12 protein-coding genes, 3 tRNA genes and 3 rRNA genes are annotated in these 23,400 nt (G+C 38.3%); 7 read left to right on the top strand and 11 right to left on the bottom strand.

What is annotated here, in order from left to right:
- Positions 1–17: 17 nt before the first annotated feature.
- The gene (locus tag P700755_RS11670) at positions 18–1,064 is read right to left on the bottom strand and encodes a hypothetical protein (RefSeq protein ID WP_041758347.1); all 1,047 of its coding nucleotides are present in this window, start codon (positions 1,062–1,064) and stop codon (positions 18–20) included.
- Between the two features lie 86 nt (positions 1,065–1,150).
- Here P700755_RS11670 and P700755_RS11665 point away from each other — a divergent pair, with 86 nt between their 5' ends.
- Entirely contained in the window at positions 1,151–2,050 is a 900-nt protein-coding gene (locus tag P700755_RS11665) for an ABC transporter ATP-binding protein (protein WP_015024867.1), read from the top strand.
- Between the two features lie 62 nt (positions 2,051–2,112).
- Here P700755_RS11665 and P700755_RS11660 read toward each other — a convergent pair whose 3' ends face one another.
- A complete protein-coding gene (locus P700755_RS11660) occupies positions 2,113–3,144 on the bottom strand; it encodes an IS1595-like element ISPto1 family transposase (RefSeq protein WP_015022784.1) in 1,032 nt (343 codons plus the stop codon).
- Positions 3,145–3,208: 64 nt separating this feature from the next.
- On the opposite strand from P700755_RS11660, the gene P700755_RS11655 reads away from it, so the two are divergent.
- The 5 genes from P700755_RS11655 to uvrB all read left to right on the top strand — a co-directional run bounded on the left by P700755_RS11655 (position 3,209) and on the right by uvrB (position 10,130).
- A complete protein-coding gene (locus P700755_RS11655; RefSeq protein WP_015024866.1) occupies positions 3,209–3,973 on the top strand; it encodes an ABC transporter permease in 765 nt (254 codons plus the stop codon).
- A gap of 24 nt (positions 3,974–3,997) precedes the next feature.
- A complete protein-coding gene (locus P700755_RS11650; RefSeq protein WP_015024865.1) occupies positions 3,998–6,589 on the top strand; it encodes a T9SS type B sorting domain-containing protein in 2,592 nt (863 codons plus the stop codon).
- 316 nt (positions 6,590–6,905) lie between these two features.
- Positions 6,906–7,514 carry an SIMPL domain-containing protein gene (locus tag P700755_RS11645; RefSeq protein ID WP_041758345.1) on the top strand — a complete coding sequence of 203 codons (609 nt, stop codon included), beginning with the start codon at positions 6,906–6,908 and terminating at the stop codon, positions 7,512–7,514.
- A gap of 43 nt (positions 7,515–7,557) precedes the next feature.
- Positions 7,558–8,001: a protease complex subunit PrcB family protein gene (locus tag P700755_RS11640; protein ID WP_015024863.1), complete on the top strand. Its 444-nt coding sequence runs from the start codon at positions 7,558–7,560 to the stop codon at positions 7,999–8,001.
- Between the two features lie 122 nt (positions 8,002–8,123).
- Positions 8,124–10,130, top strand: a complete 2,007-nt coding sequence (gene uvrB / locus P700755_RS11635; protein WP_015024862.1) for an excinuclease ABC subunit UvrB — start codon at positions 8,124–8,126, stop codon at positions 10,128–10,130.
- Between the two features lie 42 nt (positions 10,131–10,172).
- On the opposite strand, the gene P700755_RS11630 is transcribed toward uvrB, so the two are convergent.
- From P700755_RS11630 to P700755_RS11590, 9 genes are all read right to left on the bottom strand, one after another.
- Complete coding sequence (locus P700755_RS11630; RefSeq protein WP_015024861.1) at positions 10,173–10,709, bottom strand: RNA methyltransferase; 537 nt, start codon at positions 10,707–10,709, stop codon at positions 10,173–10,175.
- A gap of 47 nt (positions 10,710–10,756) precedes the next feature.
- A tRNA-Leu gene (locus P700755_RS11625) sits at positions 10,757–10,844 on the bottom strand.
- Positions 10,845–10,851: 7 nt separating this feature from the next.
- A tRNA-Gly gene (locus tag P700755_RS11620) sits at positions 10,852–10,923 on the bottom strand.
- Positions 10,924–11,027: 104 nt separating this feature from the next.
- A complete protein-coding gene (gene mutS / locus P700755_RS11615) occupies positions 11,028–13,646 on the bottom strand; it encodes a DNA mismatch repair protein MutS (protein ID WP_015024860.1) in 2,619 nt (872 codons plus the stop codon).
- A gap of 98 nt (positions 13,647–13,744) precedes the next feature.
- Positions 13,745–13,854: ribosomal RNA gene (gene rrf, locus P700755_RS11610) — 5S ribosomal RNA — on the bottom strand.
- 138 nt (positions 13,855–13,992) lie between these two features.
- Positions 13,993–16,843, bottom strand: a 23S ribosomal RNA gene (locus tag P700755_RS11605).
- 495 nt (positions 16,844–17,338) lie between these two features.
- Positions 17,339–17,412, bottom strand: a tRNA-Ile gene (locus P700755_RS11600).
- A gap of 122 nt (positions 17,413–17,534) precedes the next feature.
- A 16S ribosomal RNA gene (locus tag P700755_RS11595) occupies positions 17,535–19,058 on the bottom strand.
- Together the 16S, 23S and 5S rRNA genes with 1 tRNA gene alongside form the textbook arrangement of a ribosomal RNA operon.
- A gap of 485 nt (positions 19,059–19,543) precedes the next feature.
- A complete protein-coding gene (locus tag P700755_RS11590; RefSeq protein ID WP_015024859.1) occupies positions 19,544–20,359 on the bottom strand; it encodes a UbiA prenyltransferase family protein in 816 nt (271 codons plus the stop codon).
- Between the two features lie 124 nt (positions 20,360–20,483).
- Between P700755_RS11590 and gcvP the strand changes: the two genes are divergently transcribed.
- Positions 20,484–23,327, top strand: coding sequence for an aminomethyl-transferring glycine dehydrogenase (gene gcvP / locus P700755_RS11585; protein WP_015024858.1), 2,844 nt, complete (start codon positions 20,484–20,486; stop codon positions 23,325–23,327).
- The last annotated feature ends 73 nt before the right edge of the window (positions 23,328–23,400 follow it).

Below are 23,400 nucleotides of genomic sequence, written 5' to 3'. Positions count from 1 at the left end.
AGAAGGTCATCCCTGAATTATTCTACCTCCAAATAATTTCGCTTGACAAAGTCTAAAGCTGTCTTTAAAATGTGCCCCATCGTTTTGCAACGCTTAAATCTTATATCTTTGGTATAGGCCACTAGTTGATTCCGTAGCATTTTTACATTTCCTTCTGAAGAGATTCTGTCTTTGATCATACTGCGAATCAACATCCTAAACCGTTTTTCTGAAGTAATAAGGCGTTTAGCAACTTGGGAACGTTCCTCTTTTTGGTATTGTTTTATAGAGGACTCCTGAAGAAGATCCGAGACCAATTTAACCATGGACCGATTTTCCTTAAAAAAATGAGGTTGGTACACCTTTAGGTTGCCTTCGTAATTCTGCTGATCAAAATCTATAGCTCTTATTTTATAATCCACATGATCAAAATCGTGAGTAGGAATCACCACATAATTATAAGAACGCATATCCCCTAAAAGCCTAAGAGTACAGCGTTCATCAAATTTTACAAATTGTTTTGCAATTTCGTTCCTAGCCCGATCGCTGCACTTTGGTAACTGCTCTTTGATAAAAACATCGCCTGGAATACCAACGATATGCTCTTCAATTAAAGTGTCTTTATACACCAAAAAATTGATGCGATTTGGAGACAGTATGTGTTCAAATTCCAACCCATATATTCTGGAAGCATCTGCTTTCTTGACGTAAAAGTAAGTGAAGTTGTCATTAAGTACATTCCTTATCTTTATTCTAAAGGGCTTTGAATTTCCAAAGGTGCAGTAATCAATAGCATCCACATTAAGAAAATCCATATGATCACTTCGACCATCAGAATGTAAGATGAGGTAAACCCGCTTAAGGCTATTGTCTATTTCTTCTCGTTCGTAATCAGAATAATAGCATCTCACCCACAAGGTATCTTCATCTGCTCTGTCGTATACCACAATAGAACCTGAAAATCTCAACAAGTCATCGTAAGACACAGGAATCTTTGTATTCCTATTGTAAGTCTGCAAATATCTATTGAGTTGCACGTTGATAGGAAACGTTGGTTTTTTCCTAGACATGAGTTTCTTTTCCATGTTCTTTTTTTTCAAAGGTAGCAAATTTGCTTTCTCAAATTGTAACAATACTCTATGCTTCTCGTCTTATAATAAATCAATTGACTTTGGAAACCATACTTCAACTAAAAGGACTAACTAAAAAATTTGGGAGTCTTACAGCCGTTAATAATTTATCCTTCGATATTCAAAAAGGAAACGTTTATGGCATTCTTGGCCCCAATGGGAGCGGAAAATCTACAACTTTAGGCATAGTCTTAAATGTTGTAAACCCTACATCTGGCTCATTTAATTGGTTTGATGGAACTCTTAACACCCATGAAGCTCTTAAAAAAGTAGGTGCTATTATAGAAAGTCCAAACTTTTATCCAAGCATGAGTGCTGAGGACAACCTTAAATTGGTTTGCAAAATTAAAGGCATTCATACCTCAAGAATAGACGAGGTGTTGGAGACTGTAAATCTTTTGGATCGTAAAAAAGACCATTTTAAGAGTTATTCGTTAGGGATGAAACAGAGACTTGCGATTGCTTCTGCTTTGCTGAATGACCCAGAAATTCTTATTCTAGATGAGCCTACCAATGGATTAGACCCACAGGGAATCCATCAAATTCGAGAAATCATGAAAAAAATTGCCAGTGAAGGCATGACTATTCTTTTGGCCTCTCACCTGTTGGATGAGGTTGAAAAAGTCTGTACGCATGTGGTTGTGATTCGAAAAGGAGTAAAACTATATTCTGGTCCCGTGGATGAAATGAATGCCACTCATGGTTTTTTTGAATTGAAAAGCGAATCTAACAGTGAGCTCAAAGTATTTTTAGAAAATCATCCTGCTATAGAAAGTTATGAGGAAGGTGAAACGGATATCATTAAAGCGATCCTTTCAAAGCCATATAGTGCTCAATTACTAAACCAAGAGAGTTTTGATAAAGACATCGTTCTCACTCACCTTGTCCAGCGAAAAGAAACCTTGGAGGAACAATTTTTAAAACTCACCAAAGAACAATAATTCACAGTTATGCTAAGACTACTATCCATTGAATTCCATAAATTAAAAAATAAGGCTCTAGTTTAGGTCTGCGTTGATATTAAGTTTTCATATCTAGATTCGATTTGATTATACCGTTTCAATGTACCTAGAGCAATTGTTTCTTCCACAAAGGCGTTGGCTCTATCGCTTCTAGACTTTATATTTTCCTTTATTCGATACCAATTCATATATTGTTGTAGATATTTTGTTGATACTCCCCAAAAGGTATTTTCAATCCATTTTTTAACTCTATTGTGAGTAGAATTAACGTGTTGTATGTGATACTTTCCTTTTACTCTTTCTCCTTTTGATGCATTTACGATGTGGAACTCTGTTTCGCTATCTTTGGCAAACCCTTTATAACTGTGATGGGCATCGCTACACAATATGGTTATATCCTTTATAACACGTTTACCGATAGCATTTTCTATATCTACTTTTCCTATTCGACCGAGTTTAGCCACGCTAAGGTCTAATGTTGATTTTCTATCCTGTGTTACAATTACCGCAACTTGATCTTTACTTATACCTCTCTTTTTAGACTTACCGCCTCTTTTTCTTGATTCCCTATCTTTTACCTCCATACCTTTTTCTGATCTTAGGAAAAAGGTTTCGTCACTCTCTGTAATACCTGTAAAGTTGTCTTGGTCATCGTCATTTTTAGTATCGAATGAAGCTAATATCTTATGACGCCAATCAAAGGCTGTCTTTTTATTGATGCCTAATTCTGAACTTATTTTATCTAAACTTTTTTCTTGAACCATAAGACTTAAATAAGATGAAATCATATCCTTTCTTTGAAGTCCCGCCATCCAAGTGCCAGTATATTCAGTAAAGCTTCTATTGCAAGACTTGCACTTATAGCGCTGCGAGCCTTTGTCAACTCCAAAACGAACATATTTTTCATGTAAACAATGTGGGCATCCGCCCATTTTATTATCTAAAATATGGCGACGGGAAGCCCGCTCAACCAATTGATTATGCTCAAGTGAATCTGTAATATCCTTTAACAGATTATCACGATCTAGAGTGGATAGTGATAGTATTTCCTCTTTTAGATTATCTATGTTCATAATCTAAATATACATATAATAGCTGTATTAAACTAGAGCCAAAAATAATAAAGCGGCCAAAGTATTGAGTCTTATTTATTTTTTACTCTTTAGTGCTATCGCTTTATTTGCTTCTATACGTTTCAACTTTGGTTCTATAGACTTTAGGCTTGCCGACCAAGGGATTTTTAACTTTCCTTACATCTGGCATTTCAACGCCTATTTCGTGGCTTTTCTAAAGTTGTTTTTAGCTATCGTAATTGTCTCTATGGTCTCTAGCGAATATACCCATAGAACCTTGAAGCAGAATTTAATAGATGGGTTGAGCAAAAAAGAATTTATCCTTTCAAAGTTTTACGGCGTTATTGCGTTTGCCTTAGTCTCTACACTTCTCTTGTTTATAGTGAGTTTAACCTTGGGATTGATATTTTCTGACTACGACGAAATCGGAATTATTTTCTCTGACTTAGAATATATTCTGGCCTATTTTCTCAAACTGGTAGGATTTTTCTCCATGTGTTTATTTTTTGGCATTCTTCTTAAGCGATCTGCCTTTGCCCTAGGCTTTTTATTTTTGATCTGGGTGTTTGAAGGTATCGTTCAGCTTGTAGTCAAGTTTCAGGCAGAGTCTTTAGATTTTATTCTTAATTTCCTCCCCCTTCAAGCCATGAGCAATCTTATTGTAGAACCCTTAACCCGATTAGGAATTGTAAAATCAACTGCAGTTCAGCTAAATTCAGAGTTTACCAAATCCTATGATGTAGAATGGTCTGCCGTTTTAATTGTACTAGGATGGAGTTTCATATTTATTTATTCCTCTTGGAAACTCCTTCAGAAAAGAGATCTTTAAATTATATTTGAGGAAAAACTGAGTTTGAATAAAGTTATCTTCTCTATTTTTCTATTATCTTTCTGGGGAGCTTTAGCTCAGGGTGAAGCCAATAACTGGTATTTTGGTTCCCAAGCTGGAATCACCTTCAACACCAATCCACCTTCGGCGCTTACTAACGGACAGCTGATTACTAATGAAGGCTGTTCTTCGATTTCTGATGCTAATGGCAATCTATTGATGTATACCGATGGGAGAACGATTTGGAATAGGAATCACCAAATCATGTCCAATGCAGATTATTTTAATGGCACAGGATTAAATGGCGATCCATCCAGTACCTCCAGCGGACTTATTGTTCCTCATCCCACAAATCCTGATCTTTATTTTGTTTTTACCATCGATGAGCCTCACCATGAAAACGCCAACGCTTATCCTAATCAGGGCCCTGCAAATAGCAATGGAAATTCAATTCCTTTATATACTGATACTAATCAAGGTGTTCCAGAAACTGATGATGGATTTAATAATGGTTTGAATTATTCAATAGTAGACTTAAGCCTTGATGGCGGATTAGGAAACGTAATCCTAAGTGAAAGGAACAAGAAACTAATCACTTATGATGTTATTGATTCTGAACAGATAAAATACAAAGCTTCCGAAAAAATTACAGCCGTCAGAGGTAGCGACTGCAACTCAGTATGGGTAATTACTCACTTCAGAAATAAATTTTATGCGTTTTTTATAGATCAAACTGGGATAGATGAGACCCCCATGATTTCATTAGTCCCGCCTCTCCTAGAGGTTACTAATTATCGCAGAGCGGCTATAGGTTACTTAAAAGCCTCTCCTCTTGGAGACAAATTACTTATCGCTCATAACACCACAAACTTCAACCCTATCGATGGGAATGGCGACTTTGGTGATGGTAATGTCTATATTTATGATTTTGATAATTTAACTGGAGCTGTTACAAACCCACTTGAATTGATTGCTGGAGTGAATGCTTACGGAGTAGAATTTTCCCAAGATGGAACAAAAGCCTATGCCACGGTAGATGATACATCCAATAAAATTTATCAATGGGATTTAAATTCTACGGATATTCCAAGTTCTATCACATCCATCACCAACTTAAGTGTGACTAGGACGGCACTTCAACTAGGACCTGATGGTAAAATTTATCATTCTTTAAGAAGTACTTCTACTTTAGGAGTCATCACCAATCCAAACGAACTTGGTACCGCTAGCAACTATAGCCAAAGCGCCTCTCAAGGAGCGATTTCTCTTAATGGCAGAATTGCTACTTTCGGACTCCCTCCTTTTATCCAATCGCTTTTCAATAAACGGATTCCTATTGTTGATACTACCACAGATGAAGTCATAGAAGAAGTAAGCCTTTGCGACAAATACTCCTATACGCTGATCTATGAAGATAGACCTGGGGCTAGTTATGTCTGGAAGAAGGAAGGCGACATTTTATTTGGGGAGACTAAATATTTTTTAGAGATAAGTATACCTACAAGTTCAAATTTTCCTCTTCAAGAAAATTATAGTCTAGAAGTAGACCTGAATACTGGCGAATGTCCTTTAATAGGTGTAGCTCGAGTCACCTTCAATAAAGGTCCAAAATACAATAACACAGAGCTTATTGCTTGTAAAAAAGTCCAAGAGGAATTTGCTAGTTTTGATTTAACTGAAATCAATACTATTCTCGCTAATGATACTCAAGTGAACCCTAATGAGATCAACTTGATTTTTTATAGAAACTTTCAAGATGCTGATTTAGAAAATAACCCGATACCTACATCTCCTAGCTTTATAAATAACGAAGGATTAGAATCTCTATTTGTTAAAGTGATCACTTTTGGTATTTGCACATCTATAGTAGAGGTCGATCTGACTATCCAAGAGTTTCCTGATGTTAATTTGGACGATGAGTTGGTTATTTATTGTATTGAAGATTTCCCAAATCCAATTGTCCTCGATGCCTTAAATGGTGATGAAAATTCATCAAACTATGAGTTTTCATGGTCTACAGGAGAAATATCTCAAAATTTAGGAGTTAACCAAGCTGAACTCTATAGCGTTGAAATAAAAGAACCTAATTCTAGTTGTTCTGTCTTTAAAACCTTTGAAGTTATCGAGTCCAATATCGCTGATTTTGAGGTGAATGTAGAAGATTCTTCAAGGGATAATAAATTTATTGAAATTACTATTAATCGTTCTAGTTTAGGTATCTATGAGTATGCATTAAATGAACCGATCAACTTTCAAGAATCCAATAGATTCAAAAACTTGAATCCTGGAATTTATACTGTTTTTGTTCGCGATAAATTGGGCTGCGGAGTCTCCCAAAAAACGGTGAGTGTACTGGGAATTATGGAGTTTTTTACGCCCAATGGAGATGGCATTAACGATATTTGGAAAATAAGCGGTTTATCCGGAACCAATCAACAGAATATTCAGCTGGAGATCTATGACCGCTATGGTAAACTGCTAGCTTCGTTTACGAATCAAGATCGGGGATGGGATGGAACCTATACTGGTGAAAATATGCCCACGGATGACTATTGGTTCCGCATCCAATTTTCAGATGGTCGGGTAGAAACAGGTAATTTCACTTTGAAACGCTGACCTGTACATAAAACTAACTTAATCTTTTTTAAACTGAAACCTTATGAAATCTTTACTCAGCTTTTTAATATTCTTCTTATGTATCTCCAACGCTATAGCTCAGCAAAAAAACTTTATAGATCAACCTTATATAGAAGTTATACCAAATTAAATTTATAATGTCGTACGAATAAATTGAATTATACTACGACGTAGCTCAGCACAGGTTTTTTGATTGATTGAAGTTAAAATAATTAGCATAGCCTTAGTTACGGTAATTATTTTTGATGAAAAGCAGGCAAAAAAGAAACGATTTATTGCGACATTATAGGTTTAAATTGGTATTGGAGGTACCGCTGACACTTTAGTAAGTCCAGACAGGATTTACTTGGATATTTTAATATCTAAAGACGATACCAATGGAAGAACAAGCGTCGAAAAGCTGGAACAAAAGATGATTTCAGAATTAGAAAAACTATCTATTGATATTGAAAAGCAACTCTTTGTAGCTGATGCTGGGAGTAACTTTAAATCTTATTTTTTGTCTGGTCAGAAAGTTCTAAAAAATAAGTCCTACAGCCTTTTGGTGTATCAGGCCTCTACTTTAGGTAAGGTCTTAAACGCATTACAAGACATTGAGATTTCTAATATCAACTTAGGAAAAACGGAACACTCTCAAATTGATCTTATTCAATCACAGATGAAAGCAAAAGCGGTAACTAATGCAAAAGAAGCTGCTGGAGCAATGTCTAAAGCTATAGGGCAAGATATTGGTAAGGCGATATATATTTCGGAAACCAACTCCTATACCTATGCTTTACAAGGAAAAGCTTCTGGTGTACAGATAAGAGGAGCTTCCTCTATAAATGAAACCTATTCTCCAAACCTATCTTTTGATCAAATGGAAGTGAAGAGTGAAGTTTTAGTAAGGTTTTCATTAAACTAAAGCATGCCTTACCCACTTTTAGCCTCTTAATAAAAAATGAATTATGAAACCTATCCTTCTTCTACTGCTTTCCATGGTGCTTTTCAGCTGCTCTTCAGAGGATGATATGACTAAAGCTGATTCTAGATTAGAATTCGTCAAAGACGGCAATTTTAACGATGAAAATAGATCCCTAGCCAATCAAAATTTCAGTATCAGCAATCAATCTGAACTTGAAAACACCTTTGCAGACAAAGAATCATTTCTAAGTTATTTTGATGAAAACCCAATCAACTTTCAACAAGATATACTATTAATAGCTACAGATGAAGTTAGAAATACCAGCGGGTATTCTATTGATATTTTATTTGAAAGTGAAAATGAAACCACACTTGTCTTCAAAATTCAAAATAACTCTCCAGAAGGTTCTATGGTCACCTTACCTCTGTTGATTCCATATCAAGTCAAAAAAATACCAAAAACCAATAAAGAGATTATTTTTCAGTAACATAAAGAGTCGAATTGTTACCTATATTTTGAAGTATATTCACTTGTGAAAGTAATGCCAAAGGACATAAAGAAAGTTTGCGATGACTTCCTTTCCAAGTATATTCGCCAAAAATTAACTTTATGAAATTCACTCTGAAATCAGATTTCAAACCTGCTGGCGACCAACCTCAAGCGATCGATAAACTGGTAAAGGGTCTTCATAATAATGAGCGGTATCAAACTTTATTGGGCGTCACAGGATCGGGAAAGACCTTCACCATGGCCAATGTGGTGGAAGAGGTTCAAAGACCAACACTGGTTCTGGCTCATAATAAAACTCTAGCGGCACAACTCTATTCAGAATTCAAAGCGTTTTTTCCTGATAGTGCCGTTGAATATTTTGTGTCCTATTATGATTATTACCAGCCAGAAGCCTTTATCCCTTCAAGTGGAACTTATATTGAAAAAGATCTATCCATCAATGATGAAATTGAAAAACTTAGACTAAGCACCACTTCCTCATTACTTTCAGGACGGCGAGATGTTATAGTTGTTGCTTCGGTAAGTTGTCTGTATGGTATTGGAAACCCCGCAGAATTTCAAAAGAATGTTATTTCTATCGAAGTGGATCAGCAGATTTCAAGAACTAAACTTCTTCAACGTTTGGTACAAAGTTTATACTCTAGAACAGAAGCTCTATTTAATCGTGGTAATTTCAGAATAAAAGGAGATACCTTAGATGTGTTTCCGGGCTATGCTGATCATGCTTATCGCATTCACTTCTTTGGTGACGAAATTGAAGAGATTGAAGCTTTTGATGTTGAAACCAAAGAGGTTATGGCGAAATATGATAAATTAAATATTTATCCTGCCAATATTTTCGTGACTTCCCCTGATATCCTAAATCAAGCTATCGATCAAATTGCTATCGATCTAGGAAAACAGATTGAATACTTTAAAGATATAGGAAAACCTTTAGAAGCTAAACGTATCGAGGAACGAACCAACTTCGATCTTGAAATGATAAAAGAATTAGGCTATTGCTCTGGAATTGAAAACTACTCTAGGTATTTAGACGGAAGGAAGCCAGGCACAAGACCATTTTGTTTGATTGATTATTTTCCAGACGATTTTTTAATGATTGTGGATGAAAGTCACGTTACCATTCCCCAAGTAGGGGCTATGTATGGTGGTGACCGATCTCGTAAGGAAAACTTGGTAGATTATGGATTTAGACTACCTGCTGCCATGGACAATAGGCCGCTAAGGCTAGAAGAATACGAAGCTTTGCAAAACCAGGTGGTCTATGTGAGTGCTACTCCAGCTGATTATGAATTGCAAAAATCTGGTGGAGTAGTTGTTGAGCAGGTCATAAGACCAACAGGATTATTGGATCCAGTGATAGAAGTACGACCTAGTCAGAATCAAATCGATGATCTCATTGAAGAAATTAATATCAGAGTTGATAAAGATCAAAGAATATTGGTAACAACTCTAACCAAACGAATGGCAGAAGAGTTGTCCAAGTATTTGACCAGAGTAAAAATAAGAACCCGGTATATCCACAGTGATATCGACACTTTAGAAAGAGTTGAAATTATGTCTGACTTAAGAAAAGGAGTGTTTGATGTTTTGGTGGGTGTAAATTTACTGAGGGAAGGTCTAGATTTACCTGAAGTATCTTTGGTGGCCATTTTGGATGCGGATAAAGAGGGCTTTTTAAGAAGTAACAGAACACTGACTCAAACTATAGGGAGAGCCGCTAGACATCTGGAAGGCAAAGGCATACTGTATGCAGATAAAATTACAGTTAGCATGCAGAAAACCATGGACCAAACCGATTATAGACGCCAAAAACAAATTGATTACAATATAAAACATAACATTACACCACAGGCTGTCAAAAAATCCTTGGATTCTGCCTTAAGTGGAAAGAAAAAGGAACCCTACGAAGTGATAGAAATGCCAACCCTTGAAGCTGCAGAAGAAGCTGTCGCTAATTATTCTGAAAGCGACTTGAAAAAGAGAATGACCAAGGTGAGAAAATCTATGGAAAAAGCTGCGAAGGATCTTGACTTTATGGAAGCTGCTAGATTTAGAGATGAATTGAAAATGCTTCAAAAAAAAGTAGAGGAAGAAAAAGCGTAAAAGAGAATTTAGAGAGACTTCAACTTTTCAAAATTCAATAAATTAAATACCCTGTGTTTTTGACATAAAATCCCACACACAAATGCCAGTTGTTACTGAGATGTTTAAAGAATGCTTGGTCCCTAATTGTGGAATTTCAAGAACCCCGTCAGATTGGTCTACAACCTCTTGTTGAACCCCTTTTACCTCATGACCTAAGACTAGGGCATAGAGTTGATTCTGTCTAGGATTAAAGTCCTTTAATGATATCGAATCTTCAGCTTGCTCTATCGACATGACCTTCACACCTTGCTGCTGTAAATCTTTGACGACTTCTAGAGTATTTTCTACATAAGCCCAGTCTACGGTCTGAGTGGCTCCTAAAGCAGTTTTTTGGATATCCTTATGAGGAGGTGTCGCTGTGATGCCGCACAGATAGATCTTTTGAATAAGGAAGGCATCAGACGTTCGAAAAACAGAGCCAATATTGTTTAGACTTCTTATGTTATCAAGAATCAAAATCAGTGGAGTTTTTGGAGAATCCTTAAATTCTTCATCTGTTTTACGAATGAGCTCTCTGTTTTTTAGTTTTCTAGGCATAGGAGATAGATATCAAATAAAAAAACCCTTTGATTTCTCAAAGGGTTTGGTACTCGGAGCGGGACTTGAACCCGCACGACCGCAATGGTCATTGGATTTTAAGTCCAACGTGTCTACCAATTCCACCATCCGAGCGAAATAGAGCGAAAGACGGGATTTGAACCCGCGACCCCCACCTTGGCAAGGTGGTGCTCTACCGCTGAGCTACTTTCGCATGATTAATTGCGAGTGCAAATTTAATATATTATTTGATTTTTCAAAACCTTTTACGTAAAATCTGAAAAGATAATTTTTTAGAGAAGATTTCTTAAACTTTATCTACTTTTTTGCTTTAGGCTTAAGTAGTCTTTTTATTTCATTGAGTTTCATCAAGGCTTCCACAGGGGTTAGGGTGTCGATATCTAAACTGAGGATTTCATCCTTGATTTCCTCTAATAAAGGATCGTCCATATTGAAAAAACTCAGTTGTGGCTCTGGCTGAATTGCCTGTTTCAATAGACTCGCATCTCCTTCTAAATCTCTATAAGATTCGAGTTTTTTTAAAATTTTATGAGCCTTCTGAACAACAAATTGAGGCATACCTGCCATTTTAGCCACATGAATTCCAAAACTATGTTCACTCCCGCCAGGAACTAGTTTCCTTAAAAACAAAACTTTGTCTTTTAGCTCTTTGACAGAAACATTGTAATTATTGATGCGTTCAAATTGTTTAGACATTTCATTAAGCTCATGATAATGAGTCGCAAAAAGTGTTTTAGCCTTTGTGGGATGCTCATGAATATACTCAGCAATAGCCCAAGCGATAGAAATACCATCGTATGTACTTGTACCTCGTCCAATTTCATCTAATAAAACTAGGCTTCTTCCCGATAAATTATTTAAAATACTAGCAGATTCGTTCATTTCTACCATAAATGTTGATTCTCCCATAGAGATATTATCGCTTGCGCCTACCCTAGTAAAAATTTTATCTACAATGCCGATCTCTGCAGAAGAAGCAGGTATAAAGCTTCCCATTTGAGCTAATAAGACAATGAGAGCTGTTTGCCTTAGTAAAGCGGATTTACCACTCATGTTGGGACCTGTAATCATTATGATTTGGTGAGTCTCCTGATCTAAGTAGAGATCATTACTGATATATTCTTCTTCTGCTTTAAGTTGGTTTTCAATGACTGGATGCCTCCCCTCTTTAATGTTGAGTTCTAAACTTCCATTGATTATAGGTCTATTATAATTACGTTCCATTGCCAATTGAGCAAAACCAGAAAGACAATCTAGCTGTGCGATTTGAACTGCGTTTTGTTGTATAACTTTGATATAATCTTGGGTCCAGATCACTAATTCATGAAAGAGCTGCTGCTCTAGTGTTGAAATTTTTTCCTCTGCGGTAAGAATTTTTTCCTCATACACTTTAAGCTCCTCAGTAATATAACGTTCTGCATTGACAAGGGTTTGCTTTCGTGTCCACTCCTCTGGCACTTTATTTTTATGAGCATGTCTCACTTCGAGGTAATAGCCATACACATTATTGCTGCCTATTTTTAAACTAGGAATACCGGTAAGCTTGGATTCTTTCTCTAACATTTCATTTAAGAAATCATGACCAGAGAACGCGATTTTTCGAATATCATCTAACTCCTCACAAAAACCGCTTTTAATAGCATTACCTTTAAGAATATTAACGGGAGGTTCATCAGATAGTGCTGAGTCGATTTTGGCCCTAAGTACATCACAGGAATTTAACTGATCTGCAATTGTTTTTAAACTTTCATGGCCAGATTTTCTAAGCAAAAGCATGCAAGATTTTATAACATCCATAGAGTTTTTAAGCTGAAGCAACTCTCTAGGGTTTATTTTTAAGGTCGCCACTTTTGAAATTAAACGTTCAATATCACTGATCTGTTTTAAGTAGGATCTTATCTCGGTTTGCAAATCAAAATTGCTTTTAAACAAACTGACATTTTCTAAACGCTGATTAATCTTATATTCAGATTTCAAAGGAAAAGCTAACCAACGTTTAAGCATCCTGCTTCCCATTGCTGAAGCAGTTTTATCAATCACGTCGATAAGAGTGACAGCACCAGGGGTAGAAGAATGATATAATTCAAGATTCCTTATTGTAAACCTATCCATCCAAACATAGTCTTCTTTCGCAATTCTTGAAATGGTGTTTATATGCTCAAGTTGAAAATGATTGGTTTCAGATAAATAGTGAAGAATAGCCCCTGAAGAAATTAAACCTTCTTCAAAATCTTGAACTCCAAAGCCTTTTACTGAAGTGGTTTTAAAATGAGAATGAATCGCTTCCAGAGAGAAGTCCGTTTTAAATATCCAATCATCTAAGTAAAAAAAAGGGTGTTGTTTTCCTAAAGTATCGTGTAAAGCATTTTTTTGCTTTTTAGAAATAAGAATTTCACTCGGATTAAAGTTTTGAAGCAGCTTATCTATGTCTTCAAGCGACCCCTCAGAAACAAGAAATTCACCTGTAGAAACATCTAAAAAGGAAATACCATAGTTTTGTTTGGAACCTAAAAATATCGAGCATAAAAAATTATTGGAATTTCTAGACAAGACATCATCATTTAAGGAGACTCCAGGAGTAATTAATTCTGTTACACCTCTTTTGACGATCGTTTTAGTCTGCTTAGGATCTTCAAGCTGGTCACATATGGCAACCCTTAATCCAGCCTTGACAAGTTTTGGTAAATATGTATTTAAGGAATGATGAGGAAAGCCAGCAAGTTCTGAGCGTTCGCCTCCATTATTACGATTGGTAAGAACAATGTTTAAAATTCGGGAAGCAGAAACAGCATCTTCTCCGAAAGTTTCATAAAAGTCGCCAACTCTAAAGAGAAGCATCGCATCAGGATATTTGTCCTTGATGGCATTGTATTGCTTCATTAATGGAGTTACTTTCTGAGGGCTTTTTTGAGACACGTTTTTTTATGCTAAAATACTAAATAGAATGAGGATTTAGGAAATCCTATAAACAAAAAAAACCCTTCATTACGTTAAGCAATGAAGGGTTTAGTATAAGAAGGCGGCGACCTACTCTTCCACAAGTATGCAGTACCATCGGCGCAAACGGGCTTAACTTCTCTGTTCGGAATGGGAAGAGGTGAGCCCCGTTGCTATAACCACCTTAAATCATTAAAGTTAATTGAGTACGTCTCAATCACCTTTATAAGTAGTTCCAGCTAATGCGGGAATTCTAATATCGTGACATAGTTAAAGATATATAACAAGATGTTAAGTAAGGATAAAATAAACTAATAATCGTCTCATAGATAAGCTATATGGATAATTAGTATCACTTGGCTATGACATTACTGCCTTTACACCTGTGACCTATCAACCCCATCGTCTTTGGGGATCCTTTAAAGAAATCTCATCTTGTGGTGGGTTTCGCGCTTATATGCTTTCAGCGCTTATCCCTTCCAAACGTAGCTACTCTGCTATGCTCCTGGCGGAACAACAGATACACCAGAGGTTTGTCCAACTCGGTCCTCTCGTACTAGAGTCAGATCCACGCAAATTTCTAACGCCCACTGTAGATAGAGACCGAACTGTCTCACGACGTTCTGAACCCAGCTCGCGTGCCACTTTAATGGGCGAACAGCCCAACCCTTGGGACCTTCTCCAGCCCCAGGATGTGACGAGCCGACATCGAGGTGCCAAACCCCCCCGTCGATGTGAGCTCTTGGGGGAGATCAGCCTGTTATCCCCGGAGTACCTTTTATCCTTTGAGCGATAGCCCTTCCATGCGGAACTACCGGATCACTATGCTCTACTTTCGTACCTGATCGACTTGTAGGTCTCTCAGTCAAGCTCCCTTATGCCATTGCACTCTACGCACGGTTACCAAGCGTGCTGAGGGAACCTTTAGAAGCCTCCGTTACTCTTTTGGAGGCGACCACCCCAGTCAAACTACCCACCAAATAATGTCCCCCAACTTAAGTCGGGGTTAGGCTTCAAACAAGTAAAGGGTGGTATTTCAACAATGACTCCACTGCCCCTAGCGAGGCCGCTTCAATGTCTCCCACCTATCCTACACATCACTTATCCAAAGTCAATATTAAGCTATAGTAAAGGTTCACGGGGTCTTTTCGTCCCACAGCGGGTAATCGGCATCTTCACCGATACTACAATTTCACCGAGGTCATGGCTGAGACAGTGTCCAGATCGTTGCACCATTCGTGCAGGTCGGAACTTACCCGACAAGGAATTTCGCTACCTTAGGACCGTTATAGTTACGGCCGCCGTTTACTGGGGCTTCAATTCAATGCTTCGCCGCAAAGCTAACATCTCCTCTTAACCTTCCAGCACCGGGCAGGTGTCAGGCCCTATACTGCATCTCTCGATTTAGCAGAGCCCTGTGTTTTTGATAAACAGTCGCCTGGACCTCTTCACTGCGGCCCTCACTCAAAAGTGAGGGCGACCCTTCTCCCGAAGTTACGGGCCCATTTTGCCTAGTTCCTTAGCCATGAATCTCTCGAGCACCTTAGATTTCTCATCCCAACTACCTGTGTCGGTTTACGGTACGGGCTGCTTTAATTGATTTTCTTGGAAGAACGGCCTCTAGATTATCACCGCCACCGTAGCTTTGGTGTACTATCTCTACCTTACAGTAGATTCAACGTGCAATTCCGTCTGCACGCACTAGATTTCCTTCTCCGTCTCGTTTAATTTAAAGCAGGTAGCAGAATATTAACTGCTTGTCCATCGACTACCCCTTTCGGGTTCGCCTTAGGCCCCGACTAACCCTCAGCTGATTAGCATAGCTGAGGAATCCTTGGTCTTTCGGTGTGCGGGTTTCTCGCCCGCATTATCGTTACTTATGCCTACATTTTCTTTTCTAAACGCTCCAGCATACCTTACAGTACACCTTCTGCGCTGTTTAGAATGCTCCCCTACCTCTCACAAATCTAATTGTAAGAGCATAGCTTCGGTAATATACTTATGCCCGATTATTATCCATGCCTGACCGCTCGACTAGTGAGCTGTTACGCACTCTTTAAATGAATGGCTGCTTCCAAGCCAACATCCTAGCTGTCTAAGCAGTCTGACCGCGTTTGTTCAACTTAGTATATATTTTGGGACCTTAGCTGATGCTCTGGGTTCTTTCCCTCTCGGACATGGACCTTAGCACCCATGCCCTCACTGATTAAAAACATTTTATAGCATTCGGAGTTTGTCAGGAATTGGTAGGCGGTGAAGCCCCCGCATCCAATCAGTAGCTCTACCTCTATAAAACTATTTAATCGCTGCACCTAAATGCATTTCGGGGAGTACGAGCTATTTCCGAGTTTGATTGGCCTTTCACCCCTACCCTCAGGTCATCCCAAGACTTTCAACGTCAACGGGTTCGGTCCTCCACTATGTGTTACCACAGCTTCAACCTGCCCAAGGGTAGATCACACGGTTTCGCGTCTACCACAGCTAACTTAGTCGCCCTATTCAGACTCGCTTTCGCTGCGGATCCATAACTGAATTATTTATCCTTGCTAACGGTGGTAACTCGTAGGCTCATTATGCAAAAGGCACGCCGTCATCCCCAATAAATTGAAGACTCCGACCGCTTGTAAGCGTATGGTTTCAGGGTCTATTTCACTCCTTTATTCAAGGTTCTTTTCACCTTTCCCTCACGGTACTGGTTCACTATCGGTCTCTCAGTAGTATTTAGCCTTACCGGATGGTCCCGGCTGATTCATGCAAGGTTTCTCGTGCCCCGCACTACTCAGGATACTACTACATCATTAATATCTTACCCCTACAGGCCTGTCACCTTCTATGGACACTCTTTCCAAAGTATTCGGGTTCATTATTAATGACGATATCGTAGTCCTACAACCCCAGTACTGCCGTAACAGTATTGGTTTGGGCTGTTTCACGTTCGCTCGCCGCTACTAGCAAAATCACTATTGTTTTCTCTTCCTCCGGCTAATTAGATGTTTCAGTTCACCGGGTTCGCTTTCCTTGCGGAATACTATACCTTCAGTATAGTGGGTTGCCCCATTCGGATATCTGCGGATCAATTCATATGTGCTAATCCCCGCAGCTTTTCGCAGCTTGTCACGTCCTTCGTCGCCTCTGAGAGCCTAGGCATCCCCCATACGCCCTTAATAAGCTTATCTATTCGATAATTATTTATTTATTTTACTCTAAAGTACTCTTACTCCTTAATTAAAAGAAATAATAATTCTCTTACTCTCGTATTCTTATATATCTTCAATATGTCAATGAACTTTCAACCCCTTATCAATCTCCCGAAGGCGATAAATAAAAACCATTTACATAAAATAGATGGTGGAGTATTGTTGTAATATCTAAAACCAATTAGATACTACTTGTTTTATATTATAAGTTGATGTCTAGTGTCTTCATGACTGTTTGCATTATATGCATCCTGCCAATATGACTAAATCATAATCTAAGATGAACTCCCTTCGACTTAAGTAGTCTCAGGCAACTCCCTTCGATATGCCCTTTTTATAAAAAAAAAGAGCTACTCAGGATAAACTTCTCGTCTTCCCTCGACTTAAGTAGTCTCAGGCAACTCCCTTCGATACGCTCTTTTTATAAAAAAAGTAGCTACTCAGGATAAACTTCTCGTCTTCCCTCGACTTAAGTAGTCTCAGGCAGACTCGAACTGCCGACCTCTACATTATCAGTGTAGCGCTCTAACCAGCTGAGCTATGAGACTGTAGACCTTATAATAATATTAAATTGACAACTAGAAACATCAAAAGCAACTTTACTACTAAAGTCTTAATGATTCCCTTTAAAAAAGCATCTATTACATTTTATCAAATGCAATACTCTAAAAAAGGAGGTATTCCAGCCGCACCTTCCGGTACGGCTACCTTGTTACGACTTAGCCCCAGTTACTAGTTTTACCCTAGGCGGCTCCTTGCGGCGACCGACTTCAGGTACCCCCAGCTTCCATGGCTTGACGGGCGGTGTGTACAAGGCCCGGGAACGTATTCACCGCATCATGGCTGATATGCGATTACTAGCGATTCCAGCTTCACGCAGTCGAGTTGCAGACTGCGATCCGAACTGTGATAGGGTTTGTAGATTCGCTCCTGGTCACCCAGTGGCTGCTCTCTGTCCCTACCATTGTAGCACGTGTGTAGCCCAGGACGTAAGGGCCGTGATGATTTGACGTCATCCCCACCTTCCTCACAGTTTACACTGGCAGTATGTCTAGAGTCCCCATCTTTACATGCTGGTAACTAAACAAAGGGGTTGCGCTCGTTATAGGACTTAACCTGACACCTCACGGCACGAGCTGACGACAACCATGCAGCACCTTGCAATTTGTCCGAAGAAAAAGATGTTTCCACCCCTGTCAAACTGCATTTAAGCCCTGGTAAGGTTCCTCGCGTATCATCGAATTAAACCACATGCTCCACCGCTTGTGCGGGCCCCCGTCAATTCCTTTGAGTTTCATTCTTGCGAACGTACTCCCCAGGTGGGTTACTTATCACTTTCGCTTAGCCACTCAGACCGCAATTAGTCCGAACAGCTAGTAACCATCGTTTACGGCGTAGACTACCAGGGTATCTAATCCTGTTCGCTACCTACGCTTTCGTCCATCAGCGTCAGTGAATTGTTAGTGATCTGCCTTCGCAATCGGTATTCTGAGTAATATCTATGCATTTCACCGCTACACTACTCATTCTAACCACTTCACAAGCACTCAAGAACAACAGTATCAATGGCAATTTTACGGTTGAGCCGCAAACTTTCACCACTGACTGATTGTCCCGCCTACGGACCCTTTAAACCCAATGATTCCGGATAACGCTTGGATCCTCCGTATTACCGCGGCTGCTGGCACGGAGTTAGCCGATCCTTATTCCTACAGTACCGTCAACAGTTCACACGTGAACCTTTTTCTTCCTGTATAAAAGCAGTTTACAACCCATAGGGCAGTCTTCCTGCACGCGGCATGGCTGGATCAGGATTGCTCCCATTGTCCAATATTCCTCACTGCTGCCTCCCGTAGGAGTCTGGTCCGTGTCTCAGTACCAGTGTGGGGGATCTCCCTCTCAGGACCCCTACCTATCGTAGCCATGGTAAGCCGTTACCTTACCATCAAGCTAATAGGACGCATACTCATCTATTACCGTAATCTTTAATTATCAATTGATGCCAATCGATAATACTATAAAATATTAATCCAAATTTCTCTGGGCTATCTCTTAGTAATAGGTAGATTGTATACGCGTTACGCACCCGTGCGCCGGTCGTCATCTGTAGCAAGCTACAATGTTACCCCTCGACTTGCATGTGTTAAGCCTGCCGCTAGCGTTCATCCTGAGCCAGGATCAAACTCTTCATCGTTAAATCTTATATATCTTAACGCTTTTCTTAAATTCGACTCTTACATCTTATTCTCAGGAATCAACTCTAATATTAGAGTATAATCTTAATGTTTCTAATTCTACAAGTAATCTCTTACTTGTATTGTCAATTCAATATGTCAATGAACTTTTAATTCTTGTTGTTTAAATCATATCCAAATGATCTTAAACTCGTATGCTTCTCTAAGCGGTTGCAAACCTAATACTTATTTTTAACCTAACAAGGCGTTTTGAAGAAAAAAATTAAACTTTATTTTAAAGAACTTTAATAAATCAAAACCAAATCAAAACCAATTCTACAAACCCTATAACCCAATCTGTATTACCTTACGCCTCTGTGCGTCTCTTACACCTCGTTTAGCGGAGTGCAAAACTACAACCTTTTTTCCCTTCTAACCTAATCAATAATGCGATTTCTTTGCATTAAAATTCTATCCGAAGGTAAAGGACTGGTAATCAAAAGTATTAGCCGAAAATAAAAATCGACACAAACCAAAGTAAAGGAAAACTCTCCACCCAAAATGCAGAATAGTAAAGAGTATTGTTTTGGTTTGAGAACAATACGAATCCTATTACCACTATATATAATGTATTATAAAGACTGAATAAGTCCTCCCCACCTAAAACTAAAAAAAACAAGGATAACAAACTTAATAATACTCCTATCACTTTGGCACTTCTAACCCCTACCCACTGAGGAAGTGTTTTTAGGTACAGACTATCAAGTTTTGTATCCCTGATTTCAAAAGGAATGGTAAGCACTATAATCAAGAAAAATCTACTTAAGGCATAATACATAGTCTCTGTAGCTAAAAGGTTATAACCTTGACCAGTCTCAAAAAAAGGCAATACCACAGTTGTTCCAGTCCAAACTAAGGCGATGACGAATATCTTTAGGCCACTCACATCTCTAAGGTTTTTTGTCTTTGGCAAAAAAGGCAATACATATAGTAGAGTTAAGATCCCCATGCAAACGATAAAAAGAAAAACTTCAGGTGTCATAGTCACTAAAATCATTCCCAACGGAATGATGGATAGAAGGGACAACAAAACTATTCTCTTCAATTCAATAGTAATGGTTTCACGCTTCAATTTTAATACTGGATAGTATTTAACAAAATTGTAAGCCACTACTGTCGAGAAAAAAACGAACACCACTATATCACTGTCCACTGGTAGATTAAAATTCTGATAAGTCACCATTGTAAAAGAGACAACGGCAAGCGCTACATGAAGACTTGAATTGATATAAAACTTAAAGGTTTGTTGTAAAAAATTCATACCCACAAAAGTAAAGTTTATTCAAAGTAATTTTCTTTAAAACTTAACGATAGTCAATCCATCTTTAACAATCGTTTCATTTAAAATAATGTAATTTTGTGACCAAATTTCTAAAAAATCTTAAATGAATATAGAGTCATTTGCATCAAGACATATTGGTCCTCGTGGGAAGAGCATAAAAGAAATGCTTAAAGCCGTTGGAGCTGAATCAACAGGACAATTAATCTACGAGACTATTCCAGACGATATAAAGTTGGAACAAAAGCTAGACTTACCCGCTCCGCTTACTGAGTATGAATTTTCTAAGCATATTAATTCTATTGCTAAAAAAAACAAAACTTTTAGGTCTTATATAGGTCTTGGTTACCATGAAGCTATTTTTCCTGCAGTAATCCAAAGAAATGTTTTTGAAAATCCAGGATGGTATACCGCTTACACTCCTTATCAAGCTGAAATTGCTCAAGGTAGACTAGAAGCCTTGCTGAATTTTCAAACAATGGTGTCTGACTTAACAGGTATGGAATTGGCCAACGCTTCTTTACTCGACGAAGCTACTTCTGCAGCTGAAGCCATGAATTTATTATATTCTGTAAGAACAAAGGGACAAAAGAAAAATAAAGTTGTTAAGTTTTTTGTCGGTGATAATGTGTTACCTCAAACCTTAGCTTTATTACAGACCAGATCTGAGCCTCTAGCAATCGAATTGGTCATTGGAAAATATGATGAATTTGATTTTGATTCTAGTTTCTTTGGTACACTGGTTCAATATTCTGGTAAATGTGGAGAAATTAATGATTTTGAAAACTTTACCAAAAAAGCAAAAGAGAATGACATTAAAGTAGCTGTCGCTGCAGATTTACTTAGCCTTGTTTTACTTGAGGCTCCAGGGAATTGGGGAGTTGATGTAGTCGTTGGAACCACGCAGCGTTTTGGAATTCCGCTTGGTTATGGAGGGCCACACGCTGCTTACTTTGCAACTAAACAAGATTATAAGCGAAGCATCCCAGGAAGAATTATAGGAGTTACCAAAGATCTCAATGGAGATACCTCTTTAAGAATGGCTTTACAAACTAGGGAACAGCACATCAAAAGAGATAAGGCAACTTCCAATATTTGTACTGCTCAAGTTTTACTTGCCATCATGGCTGGAATGTATGCTGTATACCACGGGCCAGAAGGTCTTAAGCATATTGCAAGTCAAATTCATAAAAAAACAGTAAGTCTATCAGACGCTCTTGAAAAATTGGGATACTACCAAGTGAATAAACTTTACTTCGATACTATTCTTATCAAAGCTGATGCGGATAAGATTAAAGATTTAGCTGAAAAAAAAGAAATCAATTTTTATTATCCAGATTCTGAAAGTGTTTCCATTTCTTTAAATGAAACCACCTCTTTTGAGGACCTCAACGATATTCTCGGTATTTTTGGAGAAGCGAATGAAAAAGAAACTTTAAAACTTGAAGACTTAAAAGAAGGTATCATCTCTTCTAGTGTATTAAGTAGACAAACGGAATTTTTAACCCACGATGTCTTCAATGTCTACCACTCTGAAACAGAGTTGATGCGTTACATAAAAAGGCTAGAAAGAAAAGATCTAGCTTTAAACCATTCCATGATTCCATTGGGATCTTGTACTATGAAGCTGAATGCCGCATCAGAAATGCTTCCTTTATCCAACCCACAATGGGGGAATATTCATCCATTTGCTCCAAAAGAGCAAGCTTTAGGCTATCAAGAAATCCTAAATAGTTTAGAAGATTATTTAACGGAAATCACAGGATTCTCAGCTACCTCATTGCAGCCCAATTCTGGTGCACAAGGTGAATATGCTGGTTTAATGGTGATTCGTGCTTATCACAAATCCAGAGGGGATTCTCATAGAAATATCTGTTTAGTGCCTTCTTCTGCTCACGGCACCAACCCTGCAAGTGCAGTTATGGCTGGAATGAAGGTCGTGGTAGTTAACGCCACCGAAAAAGGTAATATCGATATTGAAGATTTAAGATCTAAAGTTGAAGAACATAGCGAAAACCTAGCGGCCTTGATGGTGACTTATCCTTCTACTCACGGTGTTTTTGAATCGGATATCAGAAAAATTACTACCCTTATTCACGAACATGGTGGACAAGTATATATGGACGGCGCCAATATGAATGCCCAAGTAGGCTTAACGAGTCCAGGAAGAATTGGCGCAGATGTTTGTCACTTAAATTTACACAAAACCTTTTCTATTCCTCATGGAGGTGGTGGCCCTGGAGTTGGTCCTATATGTGTTGCAAAGCAACTTGCTCCTTTTTTACCAAACAATCCTTTAATAGAAACTGGTGGGACTCATGCCATATCTTCCATTTCTGCAACTCCTTTTGGATCTGCTTTTGTATGCCTAATCTCATACGCTTACATCAGAATGTTAGGAGAAAAAGGGCTTAGAGAATCTACAGAGTATGCTATTTTGAATGCTAACTATATTCAAGATAGACTAAAAGGACATTACAAAACCTTGTATTCTGGAGAAAAAGGAAGAGCTGCTCACGAAATGATTATTGATTGTAGAGATTTTAAAGAGTATGGTATTGAAGTGAAAGATATTGCCAAACGACTTATCGATTACGGATTTCACTCCCCTACAGTTTCGTTTCCAGTAGCGGGAACTATGATGATAGAACCTACAGAAAGTGAAAGTAAAGCAGAATTAGATAGATTTTGTGAAGCTATGATTTCTATTAAAAAGGAGGTAGAAACTTGTACAGTTGATAATCCTAATAATGTGTTGAAGAATGCACCCCACACCATGGGGATGCTCACCGCAGATCATTGGGACTTCGACTACAGCCGACAAACAGCTGCTTTCCCATTACCCTTTGTTTCAGAAAACAAATTTTGGCCAACCACCAGACGAGTTGATGAAGCATATGGTGATAGGAACCTCACCTGTACCTGTGCTCCAATAGAAGCTTATATCTAGAGTTTCTTACCATTGAAAAATGATTCAAAACCTCCTTAAGTGAACTAACCTTGAGGAGGTTTTTTATACCTGA

Origin of the sequence: Psychroflexus torquis ATCC 700755 (genome assembly GCF_000153485.2) — a bacterium.
GTDB lineage: Bacteria > Bacteroidota > Bacteroidia > Flavobacteriales > Flavobacteriaceae > Psychroflexus > Psychroflexus torquis.
The sequence above is the reverse complement of the archived record's forward strand: the minus strand, read 5'-3'. Positions and strand labels throughout refer to the sequence as shown.